This is a genomic window from Desulfobacter postgatei 2ac9 (assembly GCF_000233695.2).
Taxonomy (GTDB): domain Bacteria; phylum Desulfobacterota; class Desulfobacteria; order Desulfobacterales; family Desulfobacteraceae; genus Desulfobacter; species Desulfobacter postgatei.
In genome coordinates this window covers 2,682,424-2,697,350 of the sequence record NZ_CM001488.1, presented here as the reverse complement: position 1 = coordinate 2,697,350, position 14,927 = coordinate 2,682,424, and the positions used below count along the sequence as shown (strand labels likewise).

The window sequence follows — 14,927 nt, the reverse complement described above, 5'->3', positions numbered from 1 at the left end:
GATGACCGATGCTTTTAAAAGACCGGCCTACCATTCTTGAATAGGGATATCACCAAAATAACCAGAGCGGTGGATTTGGCTGGTGACGGCCATAATGACAACATCCGGGCCTCTTTGATTGTATGGGGTTGAGCTGATAATAACTGCCGGACGCTTTTTGCTGGTACTCTGATCAGTAGTAATTAGAATAAACCGTTCTTGTTCGCTGAATGATATGGTGTTGTGATGCATTATAATCCCTGTGATTATATTAGTTGATTGCAAAAATAATCAAGGTTTGACCTTCCATCCCCTTTGTTGAGCAATCTGTAGGCGAAATTATTGCTGAGGTCAGAAATGCATGAATATTGAGTCACGCCTTCAGCAAAATCAGATTTAATTAAAATCTGGGACTATACTGTTGAAACATGAGGTGAGAAACAAGAGGCTGTTAACAAATTAGGCGTTTAAAGAATTATCAGAAATTCCGTTTTTCCATAATTCGTATTCACTTATATCAATCATATCATTCCAATATACAGCATAACCGCCTGGTTCGACCTTAACATTTTTAAAAAATGCCTGATTTTTAAGTGGTGAGAACACTTCATTGGTTAACAGCCTGCTGATGTTGTATTGTTTGACTTCACCGTTATCAAAAGTAATAACAAGCGTATTTTGATCTGCAACGACCGCAGTTTTTATTTTTGGCACAATCATTTTTAAAATCACTCCAAAGGCGGTAATTTTTTAAATTTCTGAGTTTCCCAGATTGTCTTTAATTCAGTCTGATAGTTTTCAGCCCATTCCACAACTAACTTTCTGGCCCTTGGCGGAAGATCTCCTTCAATAACGTTTAAAGTGTTTATATCAAAAAGAGCGATATATTCTCCATATACAGCATGAAAGTGTGGCGGTGGATGGTCTCCAAAAAAGAGTTTGATAATGATCCCATAAAATCTCGTAATTTCAGGCATCTCAACTTCCTGGTTTTAGGTTAACAGTTTTAATAATTATATTGCAAAGAGATTTTTTTCTCAATATATTCTAAAATTTTGTCACTGATCATGGCTGGGCTGTTTTGATCTTTTTCAATTCCCGGATCTTATCCCTGTATTGTGCGGCCTGCTCAAATTCCAGTTTTTCAGCCGCTTCATTCATTTTTGCCTCAAGGTCCCGGATCACATCGTCCAGATTCAGTTCATCCGCCTCATAGGCTTTGAGTTCCTCATTTACGGCCGCTTCGACCCTATTGGCATTCATGTCGGCCATGGTGTAATCAAAGGCATTGATCTTTTTATTGATGGTGGCAGGTGTAATGCCGTGGGCCTGGTTATACACCTTCTGGATCTTTCGACGGCGGCGGGTTTCAGCCAGGGCCTTTTTCATGGAGCCGGTCTCTTTTTCCGCATACATGATAGCCCGGCCATAGGCATTGCGGGCGGCCCGGCCGAAAATCTGGATAAAGGAACGAAAGGAGCGTAAAAATCCCTCCTTGTCCGCATCGAGAATGGCCACAAGCGACACTTCCGGGATATCCAGACCTTCTCGCAGCAGATTGATGCCGATGAGCACATCGAACAGGCCCCTTCGCAAATCCTGAATAATATCAATACGCTCCACCGTGCCAATGTCCGAATGCAGGTATTTTACCTTGATTCCCAGATCCGTATAATAGTCGGTAAGGTCCTCTGACATGCGTTTGGTCAGCGTGGTCACCAGAACCCGTTCCCGGGCCTCCACCCGTTTGAGGATCTCCTGGTAGAGGTCGTCAACCTGTGTTTTGGCATCCCGGATCTCCACCTGGGGGTCAAGAAGGCCAGTGGGCCTGACAATCTGCTCGGCCACCCGGACACCTGCCGTTTCCAGTTCATAGTCCCCGGGAGTTGCAGACACAAAGATGGTCCGGGGCACCCGGTCCTTGAACTCCTCGAATTTCAACGGCCGGTTGTCCACGGCAGAGGGCAGACGGAACCCATATTTAACAAGCGTTTCCTTCCTGGAGCGATCCGCCTTGTACATGGCCCCAAGCTGGCTGACCGAAATATGGCTTTCATCAAAAAAGAGTAAAAAATCCTGATCAATATAGTCCAGAAGCGTGGGGGGCGGCTGTCCCGGAGCCCGGCCCGTGAGGTGCCGGGAATAGTTTTCAATGCCGTTGCAATACCCGATCTCCTCGAGCATCTCAAGATCGTACCGGGTGCGCTCCTCCAGGCGCTGGGCCTCCACCAGCAGGTTCTGGTCATTCAAAACGGCCAGCCGCTCCTTAAGTTCGGCCACAATACTTTTCACGGCCTGATTCCGGGTCTTTTTATTGGTGACGTAATGGGAGGCCGGATAGATGGTGATCTGCTCAAACCGTTTGGTCACCGACCCTTTCAGGGCATCAATCTCACTGATCTCTTCAATGGTGTCCCCGAAAAAATCAATGCGGAGAGCCTTGTCCTCCTCGTAGGCCGGAAAAATCTCCAGGCGATCCCCCCGAACCCTGAAGGTGCCCCGGTGGAAATCCATGTCATTACGGGTGTACTGGATATCGACAAATTTCCGGATCACATCCTCCCGTGAAATCTCCATATCCCTGTCCAGGGTCACCCGCAGATCCAGGTACTCTTCAGGCGCTCCCAGACCGTAAATACAGGAGACCGATGCCACCACGATCACATCCTTGCGGGCCAGAACGCTCCGGGTGGCCGAGTGCCGCATTTTGTCAATCAGTTCATTAATGGAAGAATCCTTCTGGATATAGGTATCCGAAGACGGAATATAGGCTTCGGGCTGGTAATAATCATAATATGAGACAAAATACTCTACGCAATTATCCGGGAACAGCATCTTGAACTCATTGTAAAGCTGAGCCGCCAGGGTCTTGTTGGGGGCAATGACCAGGCTCGGCTTTTCCACCCGGCTGATGATGTTGGCCATGGTAAAGGTCTTGCCCGATCCTGTGACCCCCAAAAGCACCTGGTATTTTTCACCCGCCTTTACCCCCCGGACCAGATAGTCAATGGCCTTTGGCTGGTCCCCGGCCGGGCCATAGGGAGACACCAGATTAAACAGTCCCATATTTTTTCCTGTACTTTCCTTTGTTATAAACAGATACTTATGGATAAATATAACACACAGGAGATACAAAACCCATGGAAGAAAAAAAAGAGACCGTTGCGGTGGTCGGCGCAAGCCCCTTGAAAGACAGATATTCCAACAAGGCCCAGAATATGCTGGAAGAGTACGGACACAGCCCCATACCCGTAGCGCCCAAACACGAGACCATTGAAGGCAAAACCGTCTACCATGCGCTTACCGATATTCCCCAGCCCATTGAGACGGTAACCATGTATCTGGGCCCGGCCCGGCAGGACAAGGTGATTGAGCAAATTCTCGACCTTAAACCCCAACGGGTGATTTTCAACCCCGGCACGGAAAACCCCCAAGCCTATGAAAAACTCAAATCCGCCGGAATCAAGGTCCAGGAGGCCTGTACCCTGGTTCTTCTGAAAACCGGCCAATATACGAAACCCTTTAATCCTTAATGTGAATATGATATTTAGATTCATCTTTTAACAACCCACTGGAAAGAAGAATAAATGGAAACACAAACCGCCAAAGGGCATTTTATTGAAAACATTATCAAAGAAGATCTTGCCGGCAATAAAAACAACGGCCGCGTAGCCACACGCTTTCCACCGGAACCCAACGGCTTTCTGCACATCGGCCATGCCAAATCCATCTGCCTGAACTTTAAAATGGCCCAGCAATTTAACGGAAAGTGCAACCTGCGGTTTGATGACTCCAACCCGGCCAAAGAAAAACAGATTTACATCGACGCCATCAAGTCAACGGTCAAATGGCTGGGGTTTGACTATAATACACCGTTCTATGCATCAGACTATTTTGATGCCCTTCATGACTTTGCCGTGGAACTGATTAAAGCGGGTAAAGCCTATGTGTGCAGTCTGTCCGCTGATGAAATGAAAGAGTACCGCGGCACCCTCACCGAATCGGGAAAAAATTCCCCATACAGGGACAGGAGTGTTGAAGAAAACCTGGATCTGTTCCGGCGGATGAAGGAAGGGGAGTTCGATGAAGGCGAGCACACCCTGCGGGTCAAGATCGACATGGCCTCACCGAACATGAACATGCGGGACCCGGTGATCTACAGGGTCAAAAAAGCACCCCACGCCCGCACCGGGGACAAATGGTGCATTTACCCCATGTACGACTTCACCCACTGCATCTCCGATGCCCTGGAAGGGATCACACACTCCCTGTGCAGCCTGGAATTTGAGGATCATCGGCCGTTGTACGACTGGATTCTGGACAATATAACCATACCCTGCCATCCCCAGCAGATTGAATTTGCCCGGATGAATATCAACTATACGGTGTTAAGCAAAAGAAAACTGCAGCGTCTGGTCAGCGAAGGCCTGGTGGCCGGATGGGACGATCCCAGACTCCCCACCCTGGAGGGTATGCGCCGCCGGGGATATACCCCGGCGGCCATCCGGAATTTCTGCGATGTGATCGGGGTGTCCAAAAAAGAGAGCCGCATTGACATGGGCCTGCTTGAATCGTGCCTCCGGGACGATCTCAACGAAAATGCCCCCCGGGTCATGGGGGTTATCCGGCCCCTGAAAGTTACCCTGGAAAACTACCCCGAAGGAGAGACCGAAACCATGGAGGCCATGAATCACCCCCAGAAACCGGAAGCCGGCAAACGGGATGTCAGTTTCTCCAAGCATCTCTATGTTGAGAAGGATGACTTCATGGAAGATCCCCCCAAAAAATTCTTCCGCCTGGGACCGGGGCGGGAAGTGCGCCTGCGGGCCGCCTACCTGATCACATGTAAAGAAGCCATTAAAAATGAAACCGGGGAAGTGGTTGAACTGATCTGCACCTATGACCCTGAAACCCGCGGCGGGAATGCCCCGGACGGCAGAAAGGTCAAGGGGACCATTCACTGGGTAAATGCCGAGGACTGCATAGATGCACAGGTCAGAATTTATGACAGACTTTTCAAGGATGAGAACCCGGAAAAAGATGGTCAGGATTTTGTGGAAAACCTCAATCCGGATTCCCTTGAGATTCTGGAACACGCCAAATTGGAAAGAAGCCTTGAAAAGGCTCAGCCCGAAGCGGCTTACCAGTTTGAACGGTTAGGCTACTTCTGCCTGGACTCAAAGGAGAGTACCCCTGAAAGACCGGTTTTCAATCGCACCGTTACCCTCAGGGATACCTGGGCAAAGGTAGTGACAAGAAACTAGAGATTAGAAACAAGAGACAAGAAGGCGAAGCGCCTGCTGCGCTCATTTTAGATCTGCATTTTTGTGCTTTTTGATTGTTGTGAGTTGAGCCTGGGTGTCGATGTTCAGGCTCAACCCGTACATAGCATACTCCGGGGCTGTTATTCAATGCGCCAGGTTGTACCCTGGGGCCCATCCTCCAACACAATCTTCATTGCCTGGAGTTGGTCCCGAATCTCGTCGGCCCGGGCGAAGTTCTTAGACTTTCGGGCATTGGCCCGCTCGACGATCAGGGCGTCAATCATGGCAGAATCCACATCCTGATCGGCCATGGCCCTGTCTTTCTTGGCTGCAAAATAATCAGCAGCGCAGATCATAAATATGCCCAGGATTTCCGAAGCAGACCTGATATCTGCATAAATACCGGCCAGGACTTTTCTGTCACTTTCCCCGGGTGCGTCATTGGCATCATCCAGCAGTTTATTGCCTTTCTTAACCGCGTCAAATATTTCGGCCATGGCTTTTGCGGAATTGAAATCATCGTTCAACGCCTCAACAATATCCGCCCACAAAGGACCGTGTTCCCCTCCGGCAGCATCCGGGGGGGTAATGCCTGCCTTGTCCAGACGTTCCAGGAACCCATAAATACGATCAAGCGCCACGGACACCTCACGCATGCTGTTTTCGCTGTAATCGATGGGAGAACGGTAATGCTTGGATAAAAGGAACATGCGGATCACTTCCGGGCTGTAGTCGGCCAGCACCTCCTTGATCATGGTGAAGTTACCCAGGGACTTGGACATCTTCTCATTGTTAATGTCCACAAATCCGTTGTGTATCCAGTATTTGACAAAGGGCACACCAAAAGACGCCTCGCTCTGGGCAATCTCGTTTTCATGGTGGGGAAAAATTAAATCCTTGCCCCCGCCATGGATATCAAAGCTTTCGCCAAGGTATTCGTAACTCATGGCCGAACATTCAATGTGCCAGCCGGGGCGCCCTTTTCCCCAGGGGCTGTCCCAGTATGGCTCACCGGGTTTGGCCGGTTTCCACAAAGTGAAGTCCAGCGGACTTCTCTTTTTTTCGTCCACGGCGATCCGGGCACCCGCCTGCATATCATCGGGGTTGCGGTGGGACAGTTTTCCATATTCACTGAAAGATGAAATGGAAAAATAGACATCACCGCCTTCCACATGATAGGCCTTGCCCAGATCAATCAGACGCTGGACAAACCGGATAATATGATCAATGTGCTCGGTCGCTTTAGGCGCGATGGTGGGCCGGAGCACATTGAGCGCGTCCATTTCATTGTGAAATTCGTCAATATATTTTGTGGTGATAGCCGTGCAGGAGTCGCCCGTCTCATTGGATTTTTTGATAATCTTATCATCCACATCCGTGAAATTGCGCACATAGGTCACCTCATACCCGAGCTGCATCAGCCAGCGGTACACCATGTCAAACACCACCACGGACCGGGCATGACCGATATGGCTGGTATCATATACCGTGGGACCGCACACATACATGCCGACCTTATTGGCTCTAATTGGAACAAATTCTTCTTTTTTCCCGCTCAGGGTATTATAAATCCGTAAACTCATTGCTTTTTATCCCGTCTCTTAACTTTTATTTTTATACAGCAGCACAGTGGCCTGGGCTGCAATGCCCTGTTTTCTGCCGATAAATCCCAAATGCTCGGTGGTGGTGGCCTTGATGTTTACACAGTCCGGTGACAATTCCAGGACCGTGGCAATACAGGATGCCATGGCCTTTTTATGGGGACTCATCTTCGGGGCCTGGGCAAAGATGGTGCAGTCCAGATTGGCGACCATAAATCCTTTATCCTGAATTTTCCCTTTGCATATATGCAGAAACCGGGTGGAGTCCATCCCTTTATATGCGGGATCCGTATCCGGAAAGTGTTCCCCGATGTCACCCAGGCCCGCTGCCCCTAAAAGGGCATCACAAACGGCATGGAGCAGCACATCCGCGTCTGAATGTCCTTTCAACCCCATGGGATGGTCGATCTCGACCCCGCCGATAACCAGCCTGGGCCCGGCCACCAGTTCATGGACATCGGTTCCTGTGCCCACCCTTATATTCATCTGCAATTAAATCTCCTTTGCACAAATTAGCCCTTTAATATATGCATCTTAAAACCAAAAGTCAAAAATTCAATTTCGCATCTTCATGATCAATGTCATGAAATTAAGATGGTTTCAGATTAAAACCACGAAGAACAGGAAGAACACGAAGTTCAGTACGCTAATATCTTCCTGAACTTCGTGTTCTTCCTGGTAAAATACTCAATGAATAGATACGTTTCTTTTTTTACTCAAAGGTGATCGGAGAATAATCCTTGGGCAGGTGGGCCGTCCCCAAGATGCAGGGCAGGCCCGAGGCCCGGGATATATCGGCCGCGATTTTTTCAATGTCCGGACAGAACCCGCCTTTGGTCTTATCCCATCCCTCTTCGGTTTTGGACGCAAATGTACAGGTGCACAAATGGATAACCTGTGCCCCTTTTGACTTAAGTATTTTTGCCATATCCGCCACATTGTTCCCGGGGCACCGGCAGGTAAAGACACCAACCGGGGTACAGGCATCATAACCGGCAAATCCCTCGGTGGTTTCAAGCATTGTTTTAAAACAATTGGTCAAAGGACATCTGGTTTCATTTTTTTCGCACCGGATGAGTCCCACTTTTGTCATACACACCTCCTGTTATACTTAATGGTGTTTGAACGGCTCGTTAGAGGAGCGCATGCTCACAAAGCCGGCCATCTGAGGCGTTGCAAATTTTTCTGCGCCTTGCATCTGGGCAACTTTTCATCCAAACACAGGGTTTTGGTTCAAGCACTAAATAAAAAATTGACCTAACGCCGGCCCATGCCGCCGCCACCGCCGCCCATACCTCGACCGCCACCGCCGCCCATACCTCTACCGCCACCACCACCCATACCTCTACCACCACCGCCGCCCATACCTCGACCACCACCGCCACCCATGCCGCGACCTCCTCCCATACCTCGGCCTGATCCCATGCCGGGAGTTCCGGAATTTGGATCTGCCGTGGGTCTTTGGGAGGGAGCTGCCGGGTTCACACCTGCCTTCTCTTCCGCTGTGGCCTGGGTCACACTTGTCAATTCATTATTTTTCAGCCGAATTACGGCCTGGGACGCGGTACCTGACTGCCCCGGATACACAGCGACTCCGGCGGAATTAAAAACCTCCATGGCATTGGGACCACAACTGCCCGTTAAAACCGCCTGGACACCTTTGGAGATAACAAAGGAGGCCGTCTGGATACCTGCACCCCCGGTCAGATTCATGCTTTCATTGGCAAAGCTTTCACAAGCCATGGTATCCGTATCAACGATCAAAAGAAACTCACACCTGCCAAACCTGGGATTGATCTCAGCATCCAGGTCCCGGCCGTATGCACTGATTGCGACTTTCATAAATACTCCTTAAGCGTAAAGGGTTGAAAGATTGCTACACCAAATAAATATTAGCAAAACCCGTACCATTTTTTATATTCTTTATTATCAGAATGTTATATTTTAACACACCTTCCAGGAGCAGTAAAACAAAAACCATGGGTCGCATAATTGCAATGGGGTAATGGCCGAATTAATTTATCCTTATCTTCCGTTTTTATCATTTGCCATCTATAATAGCCCAATGACTAAAGCGCCACACAGCAACACCTTAGACAGGATAAATGAATGACGCCCAGTGACATCTCCGGTTTTTCGAGACTGGATCTCAACCTATGGAAGGAATACCTGGACATTGCCCAGGAATTCTGGCTGCCTCAAAGCCTTAAAAGCAAAACGCGTTTTATTGTGATGCTGTGCCTTTTGATGGCCTTTGTAGCGTCTGTGCTTTTTTTGTTCATTGCGATCACCACAACCGCCACCCACGCCTTTGCGCCGGAGTTTGTCACCCAAACCGCTCCGGGCCTGATGGACTGGATTGAGGGCATCACCCACTCCCGGCTGATCTGGATTCTGGCCGCCGGATTCCTGATTCCGGCCCTGGTCTTTTCCCTTTATTCAAAAAAACTCAAAGGGTTCTTTTTGCCCTGGGGCATCCTTGGGATTCTTCTTTTGCTCTCATTCACGGTGTCAGGGCTTAATGTGGTTTTAAGCTATGTGGGCCGTTTTTTTCAGACCGCCCTTGCCCAAAAGGACCAGCCTACATTCTGGCGGTTTCTCTATGTGTATGCCTCGGTGTTTGTGATAGGCACCCCCATTGTGGTTATTTACTCATACATCAGAAAAAAACTGGGGCTGTTCTGGCGGGAGTGGATCACCACCAGTTTCATTGACAATTACCTTAAAAACCGGGCCTATTATGCCCTGACCACCAGCAAGGAAATTGACAACCCGGACCAGCGGCTGGCCGAAGATTTAAAAGAGTTCACGGTCACCAGTTTAAGTTTTCTTCTTATTATTCTGGGCGCCGTTATTGACCTTGTGGCCTTTACCGGTATTTTGTGGTCCATTTCCAGACTGTTGTCCGGCATCCTTTTCGCCTATGCGATCTGCGGCACCCTGATCACCATATTTATCGGCAAGCGCCTGGTGGGGCTCAACTACAACCAGCTGCGCAAGGAAGCCGATTTCAGGTACGGTTTGATTCACATTAGAGACAATGCCGAATCCATTGCCTTCTACAAGGGCGAAAAAGGGGAAAAGGCGCAGATCCTCAAGCGGTTCAAATCGGTGTTGAAAAATTTTAATTTTCTCATCGGCTGGCAACGAAACCTTGAGTTTTTCACCACCGGCTACAATTACCTGGTCATTATCCTGCCTGCCATGATTGTGGCACCCATGTATTTTGCAGGCAAGGTGGAGTTCGGCGAAATCTCCCAGGCCTCATTCGCCTTTGGCCAGGTATTGGGTGCCTTTTCCATTATTGTCCAGTATTTTGACAGCATCAGCGCCTTTGCCGCCGGCATCAATCGTGTCTCCACCTTCAAGGAACGGCTTTTTACGGCATCCGGATCAAAAACGGCAGAAAACGGCGGGAACCGGACCCGGATTCAGCGTGTTGCCAAAGAGAGCATTAACCTGCAAGACCTCACCCTGCAAACCCCTGATTACAAAAGAACCCTGATCCGGAACCTGAGCCTTGATCTTCACACGGGACAAAGCATCCTGATCATGGGCCATTCCGGTGTCGGTAAAAGTTCTCTGCTGCGAGGCATCGCAGGGCTCTGGGCCTCGGGCTCCGGCATCATTGAACACCCGCCGGCGGACAGGGTCATGTTCCTGCCCCAGAAACCGTATATGGTGCTGGGCAGCCTGCGGGAACAACTCCAGTACCCCAGCGGGGGCCATCTGAACGACAATCAGATCAAAGCGGTCATGGAGAGGGTCAACCTCACGGACCTGTACCAAAAAATGCAGCGTGCCGCCGGGGACGACTCTTTTATAGATGCGGAAAACAACTGGGAGGAGATGCTTTCCCAGGGCGAACAGCAGCGGCTGGCCTTTGCAAGACTTTTGATCTCAAAACCTGAGTTTGCCATACTGGATGAAGCCACCTCCGCCCTGGATGTGGACAATGAAAAGGCTTTGTACAATACCTTGTCACGGCTTAACATCACCTACATCAGCGTGGGCCACCGCCCCACGTTGAAAGCCTATCACGACAAAATTTTATTCATACAGGGTGACGGCGCATGGGAAATCCGGAATACCACAGACCAATAAGAATGATGGCGGATTGACAAAAGTTATTGTATAGATCTGTCATGAACGATATTAAACGTTGCGGCTGGGTGACCAGTGACCCTTTATATATCCGTTACCATGACACGGAATGGGGGGTGCCGGTTCACGATGACCGAAAAATTTTTGAATTTCTCATCCTGGAAGGGGCTCAGGCAGGGTTGTCCTGGCTGACGATCCTCAAGCGTCGCCAGGGATATTGCAATGCATTCTGTGAGTTTGACCCTGAAAAGATAGCCCGGTTCACCGAAGCCGATATTCAGAAACGGCTTAAAGACCCAGGCATCATCCGAAACAAGCTCAAGGTCCAGTCTGCAGTCACCAATGCCCGGGCGTTCTTAAAGATCCAGGAAGAATTCGGCACCTTTGACACCTATGCCTGGCGGTTTGTGGACGGAGCGCCCATCATCAACCGCTATACCAGCCAGGAGCAAGTTCCGGCCAGATCCAGCCAGTCCGACGCATTTTCAAAAGACTTATGTAAGCGCGGGTTTAAATTTACCGGGTCCACCATCATCTATGCCCACATGCAGGCCACGGGCATGGTGAACGATCACCTGGTCTCCTGCTTCAGATATAAAGAGGTAATGGCCTGAAAAAGGAAGGCAAATCATGATTATTGTTACCACCAGACAGATGCAGCAGATGGATAAAAACACCATTGAATCCTTTGGCATTCCTGGCCGGGTACTCATGGAAAACGCAGGCCGGGGTGCCATAGAGATGCTCTCCGAGCACTTCGACCTTGAAGGCGCCAGGGTGGCAGTGGTGGCGGGCCGGGGCAACAACGGCGGCGACGGGTTTGTGATCGGACGTTACCTCATGGAGATGGGGGTGAGCGTCAGCTTCTTTCTTTTATCCACCCGGGACCGGGTCCAGGGCGATGCCGGGGCAAATATGGACCTGATACTGGACCTTCTGGCCGAACACGCCCTGTCACAATTCATTGAAATTCCCGACAAAGACGCCCTGGAAGCGGTAACCGAAATCCTGCTGGACCATGACCTGTTTGTGGACGCCATTTTCGGCACAGGACTCAATGCCGATGTCCGGGGCATTTACCGTGATGTTATTGAACTGATCAATGATTCGGACAAAGCGGTGTTCAGCGTGGACATCCCCTCGGGAATCAATGCGGATACAGGCGCAGTCTGCGGGGTGGCCATCCGGGCAGATGCCACAGCCACCTTTGCCTTTGCCAAGGCAGGGCACATTCTGTACCCGGGCAATTTTCACACCGGTGACCTGGAGGTCGTTGACATCGGTATTCCCGGCCACATTGCAAAAGCACAATCTCCCCATATTTTCCTGCCGGAACCCCACGACATTGCAGGCCTGATACCGGCCAGGGCGTTCAATGCCCACAAGGGCAGTTTCGGCCACCTGCTGGTACTGGCCGGCTCGCCGGGTAAAACCGGAGCTGCGGCATTATGCGCCAACGCGGCCATGAGGAGCGGTGCAGGCCTGGTGACCTTGGGCGTTCCAGAAAAGCTTATGCCCGTCATGGAACCTATGGTCGTCGAACCCATGACAACCGCGCTTGCCCAAACCTCTTCGGGCGGCCTGGATGCCGCAGCCCTGGATGACATTATTACACTTTTGGCAGACAAGGCCGCTTTGGCCTTAGGACCCGGCATGGGCACGGATTCCGGCACCCAGGAGCTGATCAAAAGCATTCTGGCCATTGCATCCGTACCCATGGTCATTGACGCCGACGGCCTGAACTGCATTGCAAAAAATCCTGACATTCTCGCCACAGTCAAGGCCCCGGTTATCCTGACCCCCCATCCGGGTGAAATGGCCCGTCTAACCGGAAAAACCACTGCGGATATTCAGCAGAACCGAATGGAAACCGCCAGAAACTTTGCAGAAAAACAGAAGGTTATCCTCGTGCTTAAAGGTGCCCAGACCCTTGTGGCCTACCCGGACGGGGCCGTATTTATCTGTCCCACGGGAAATCCCGGCATGGCCTGCGGCGGCATGGGCGATGTGCTTACCGGCATGATCGCTGCATTCCTGGCCCAGGATTTATCCCCTGAATCAGCTGCCCTTGCAGGCGTTTATCTTCACGGACTGTGTGGGGATCTGCTGGCCGAAGACCACGCCTTTGGGTTTTCGGCATCCGATATGGTGGCGGGCATTCCCCAGGCGCTAACTACCCTTTTGTCATGAAACAGATTATATCCCAAAGCCCGGAACAGACCCAGGAAGCGGCCAGGCGCCTGGGCTTATATATCCGCAAACAGCACTTAAGTTGCGCCATAGCCCTGACAGGAAATCTTGGCTGCGGCAAAACCTGTTTTGTCCAGGGCCTTGCCAGGGGGCTGGATGTGGGCGACGGGTACTACATCACCAGTCCCACCTTTACCATCATGAACGAATATCCGGCAGGTAACATGCGCCTGTGCCACCTGGACCTCTACCGGCTTTCAGACCCGGACGAGCTGGACTATATCGGCATTGAGGATCAGATGGGACAAGACAGCGTCACCGTGGTGGAGTGGCCGGATCTTCTCATTGAAACCGGCTTTGAATTTGATCTTCACATCCATTTTGAATTTGATGCCGACTTTAATAGAAAAATAACCTTTTCTCCATCTGGACAAGCCGGAATAAATCTGCTAAGCAATCTATCCCTGTAATAAATATATTAATAAAAGCTAAAATTTTGGGAGACACAATGGCTTTACGGGTGCAAAAATTTGGCGGCACATCTGTGGCAGATCTCGAAAGGATCTCCACGGTGGCCGACCGGGTACAAAAGGCCCATGAAAACGGAGACCGAATGGTGGTGGTGCTTTCAGCAATGGCTGGTGTGACAAACAATCTGATCAACCTTGCCAGACAGGCATCCGAAAACCCGGATGAAAGGGAACTGGATGTGCTGCTGGCAACCGGAGAACAGACTACGGCGGCCTTAATGGCCATGATGCTCAAATCAAGAGGGCTTAAAGCCAAATCTTTCTTAGGTTTCCAGGCCGGCATCCAGACCAACCATATGTCAGGCAAAGCCAGAATCCGGGAGATCGACAGCCAGAACCTGCGTGGGGCACTGGATGAGGGGAATATTGTCGTGGTGGCAGGATTCCAGGGTGCGGACGACCACGGGGATATCACCACCCTGGGCCGGGGCGGATCCGACACCTCGGCCGTTGCCATTGCCGCATCACTCAAAGCCGATGTCTGTGAGATCTTCACTGACGTGGACGGGGTGTACACAACCGATCCAAGGATATGCCCGCAAGCCAGGAAAATCAACAGAATTTCCTATGATGAAATGCTTGAAATGGCCATTCTGGGAGCAAAGGTTCTCCAGATCAGGTCTGTGGAATTTGCAAAAAAATACAATGTGCCCGTGCATGTCCGGTCATCATTCAATGAGGAGGAAGGAACCATGGTTGTCAACGAAAGTGCGGATATGGAAAGCCCTGTGGTGTCAGGCATCACCTGCGACATGAATGAAGCAAGAATCACGTTCAAACGCGTCCCGGACCAACCCGGCATTTCAGCCAAAGTTTTCGGAGCCCTTGACGAGGCCGGTATCTCAGTGGACATGATCATTCAGAACTCGCGCTCCGGCGGCGAAAAAGACCCCGGCGGCGAAACGGATCTGACCTTTACCGTGACCAAGGATGATTTTAACCGGGCAATGAAAATTTCCGAAAAAGTGGCGAATCAGATCAATGCCGGCGAAATAAGAACCGCCACCGATATTGCCAAAATATCAGTCATCGGCCTGGGGATGAAAAGCCATTCCGGCGTGGCTGCGGTAATGTTCAAGGCCCTGGCCGAAGAAAACATCAACATCCGTATGATTTCAACCTCTGAAATCCGTATTTCATGCGTTATTCAGGCCAAATATGCGGAACTGGCCGTCAGAAGCCTGCATGCAGCCTTTGGTCTGGACAAGGAACAATAATTTAAAACTTTTTTTCGCTATTTTTTAACGCCGGTCTGTTCG

15 protein-coding genes are annotated in these 14,927 nt (G+C 50.4%); 7 read left to right on the top strand and 8 right to left on the bottom strand.

What is annotated here, in order from left to right:
- Positions 1-27: 27 nt before the first annotated feature.
- The 4 genes from DESPODRAFT_RS20635 to uvrB form a co-directional block, all read right to left on the bottom strand.
- The gene (locus tag DESPODRAFT_RS20635; protein WP_216594002.1) at positions 28-231 is read right to left on the bottom strand and encodes a type II toxin-antitoxin system PemK/MazF family toxin; all 204 of its coding nucleotides are present in this window, start codon (positions 229-231) and stop codon (positions 28-30) included.
- Positions 232-438: 207 nt separating this feature from the next.
- Positions 439-699 (bottom strand): DUF2442 domain-containing protein, encoded by a 261-nt coding sequence (locus DESPODRAFT_RS12370; RefSeq protein ID WP_004073901.1) that lies wholly within the window; start codon positions 697-699, stop codon positions 439-441.
- Positions 700-707: 8 nt separating this feature from the next.
- Entirely contained in the window at positions 708-956 is a 249-nt protein-coding gene (locus DESPODRAFT_RS12365; protein WP_004073899.1) for a DUF4160 domain-containing protein, read from the bottom strand.
- A gap of 88 nt (positions 957-1,044) precedes the next feature.
- Positions 1,045-3,045, bottom strand: coding sequence for an excinuclease ABC subunit UvrB (uvrB, locus tag DESPODRAFT_RS12360; protein ID WP_004073896.1), 2,001 nt, complete (start codon positions 3,043-3,045; stop codon positions 1,045-1,047).
- Positions 3,046-3,119: 74 nt separating this feature from the next.
- Between uvrB and DESPODRAFT_RS12355 the strand changes: the two genes are divergently transcribed.
- Positions 3,120-3,512: a CoA-binding protein gene (locus DESPODRAFT_RS12355; protein ID WP_004073894.1), complete on the top strand. Its 393-nt coding sequence runs from the start codon at positions 3,120-3,122 to the stop codon at positions 3,510-3,512.
- Between the two features lie 54 nt (positions 3,513-3,566).
- Positions 3,567-5,243: a glutamine--tRNA ligase/YqeY domain fusion protein gene (locus DESPODRAFT_RS12350; protein ID WP_004073891.1), complete on the top strand. Its 1,677-nt coding sequence runs from the start codon at positions 3,567-3,569 to the stop codon at positions 5,241-5,243.
- 140 nt (positions 5,244-5,383) lie between these two features.
- Here DESPODRAFT_RS12350 and cysS read toward each other — a convergent pair whose 3' ends face one another.
- From cysS to DESPODRAFT_RS12330, 4 genes are all read right to left on the bottom strand, one after another.
- On the bottom strand, positions 5,384-6,826 hold the full coding sequence (gene cysS, locus DESPODRAFT_RS12345; RefSeq protein WP_004073889.1) for a cysteine--tRNA ligase: 1,443 nt from the start codon (positions 6,824-6,826) through the stop codon (positions 5,384-5,386).
- Between the two features lie 18 nt (positions 6,827-6,844).
- A complete protein-coding gene (gene ispF / locus DESPODRAFT_RS12340) occupies positions 6,845-7,330 on the bottom strand; it encodes a 2-C-methyl-D-erythritol 2,4-cyclodiphosphate synthase (RefSeq protein ID WP_004073887.1) in 486 nt (161 codons plus the stop codon).
- Between the two features lie 226 nt (positions 7,331-7,556).
- Positions 7,557-7,937 (bottom strand): CGGC domain-containing protein, encoded by a 381-nt coding sequence (locus DESPODRAFT_RS12335; RefSeq protein WP_004073886.1) that lies wholly within the window; start codon positions 7,935-7,937, stop codon positions 7,557-7,559.
- A gap of 164 nt (positions 7,938-8,101) precedes the next feature.
- Positions 8,102-8,686, bottom strand: coding sequence for a NifB/NifX family molybdenum-iron cluster-binding protein (locus DESPODRAFT_RS12330; protein WP_004073885.1), 585 nt, complete (start codon positions 8,684-8,686; stop codon positions 8,102-8,104).
- Between the two features lie 267 nt (positions 8,687-8,953).
- Here DESPODRAFT_RS12330 and DESPODRAFT_RS12325 point away from each other — a divergent pair, with 267 nt between their 5' ends.
- From DESPODRAFT_RS12325 to DESPODRAFT_RS12305, 5 genes are read left to right on the top strand one after another with little or no spacing between them, the layout of a single operon-like run.
- Positions 8,954-10,948, top strand: coding sequence for an ABC transporter ATP-binding protein/permease (locus DESPODRAFT_RS12325; RefSeq protein WP_004073884.1), 1,995 nt, complete (start codon positions 8,954-8,956; stop codon positions 10,946-10,948).
- 41 nt (positions 10,949-10,989) lie between these two features.
- Positions 10,990-11,562: a DNA-3-methyladenine glycosylase I gene (locus DESPODRAFT_RS12320; protein ID WP_004073883.1), complete on the top strand. Its 573-nt coding sequence runs from the start codon at positions 10,990-10,992 to the stop codon at positions 11,560-11,562.
- 16 nt (positions 11,563-11,578) lie between these two features.
- Complete coding sequence (locus DESPODRAFT_RS12315; RefSeq protein WP_004073882.1) at positions 11,579-13,138, top strand: bifunctional ADP-dependent NAD(P)H-hydrate dehydratase/NAD(P)H-hydrate epimerase; 1,560 nt, start codon at positions 11,579-11,581, stop codon at positions 13,136-13,138.
- On the top strand, positions 13,135-13,608 hold the full coding sequence (tsaE, locus tag DESPODRAFT_RS12310; protein WP_004073881.1) for a tRNA (adenosine(37)-N6)-threonylcarbamoyltransferase complex ATPase subunit type 1 TsaE: 474 nt from the start codon (positions 13,135-13,137) through the stop codon (positions 13,606-13,608). The genes DESPODRAFT_RS12315 and tsaE overlap by 4 nt, the downstream gene beginning before the upstream one ends.
- A gap of 38 nt (positions 13,609-13,646) precedes the next feature.
- Complete coding sequence (locus tag DESPODRAFT_RS12305; protein WP_004073879.1) at positions 13,647-14,885, top strand: aspartate kinase; 1,239 nt, start codon at positions 13,647-13,649, stop codon at positions 14,883-14,885.
- Positions 14,886-14,927: the final 42 nt, after the last annotated feature.

What these genes read in the sequence shown, in the direction of transcription:
- DESPODRAFT_RS12315 (WP_004073882.1), top strand. Translation starts at nt 11,579, where the DNA reads ATGATTATTGTTACCACCAGACAGATGCAGCAGATGGATAAAAACACC.
- DESPODRAFT_RS12325 (WP_004073884.1), top strand. Translation starts at nt 8,954, where the DNA reads ATGACGCCCAGTGACATCTCCGGTTTTTCGAGACTGGATCTCAACCTA.
- uvrB (WP_004073896.1), bottom strand. Translation starts at nt 3,045, where the DNA reads ATGGGACTGTTTAATCTGGTGTCTCCCTATGGCCCGGCCGGGGACCAG.
- tsaE (WP_004073881.1), top strand. Translation starts at nt 13,135, where the DNA reads ATGAAACAGATTATATCCCAAAGCCCGGAACAGACCCAGGAAGCGGCC.
- ispF (WP_004073887.1), bottom strand. Translation starts at nt 7,330, where the DNA reads ATGAATATAAGGGTGGGCACAGGAACCGATGTCCATGAACTGGTGGCC.
- DESPODRAFT_RS12355 (WP_004073894.1), top strand. Translation starts at nt 3,120, where the DNA reads ATGGAAGAAAAAAAAGAGACCGTTGCGGTGGTCGGCGCAAGCCCCTTG.
- DESPODRAFT_RS12365 (WP_004073899.1), bottom strand. Translation starts at nt 956, where the DNA reads ATGCCTGAAATTACGAGATTTTATGGGATCATTATCAAACTCTTTTTT.
- DESPODRAFT_RS12320 (WP_004073883.1), top strand. Translation starts at nt 10,990, where the DNA reads ATGAACGATATTAAACGTTGCGGCTGGGTGACCAGTGACCCTTTATAT.
- DESPODRAFT_RS12305 (WP_004073879.1), top strand. Translation starts at nt 13,647, where the DNA reads ATGGCTTTACGGGTGCAAAAATTTGGCGGCACATCTGTGGCAGATCTC.
- DESPODRAFT_RS12330 (WP_004073885.1), bottom strand. Translation starts at nt 8,686, where the DNA reads ATGAAAGTCGCAATCAGTGCATACGGCCGGGACCTGGATGCTGAGATC.
- cysS (WP_004073889.1), bottom strand. Translation starts at nt 6,826, where the DNA reads ATGAGTTTACGGATTTATAATACCCTGAGCGGGAAAAAAGAAGAATTT.
- DESPODRAFT_RS12350 (WP_004073891.1), top strand. Translation starts at nt 3,567, where the DNA reads ATGGAAACACAAACCGCCAAAGGGCATTTTATTGAAAACATTATCAAA.
- DESPODRAFT_RS20635 (WP_216594002.1), bottom strand. Translation starts at nt 231, where the DNA reads ATGCATCACAACACCATATCATTCAGCGAACAAGAACGGTTTATTCTA.
- DESPODRAFT_RS12370 (WP_004073901.1), bottom strand. Translation starts at nt 699, where the DNA reads ATGATTGTGCCAAAAATAAAAACTGCGGTCGTTGCAGATCAAAATACG.
- DESPODRAFT_RS12335 (WP_004073886.1), bottom strand. Translation starts at nt 7,937, where the DNA reads ATGACAAAAGTGGGACTCATCCGGTGCGAAAAAAATGAAACCAGATGT.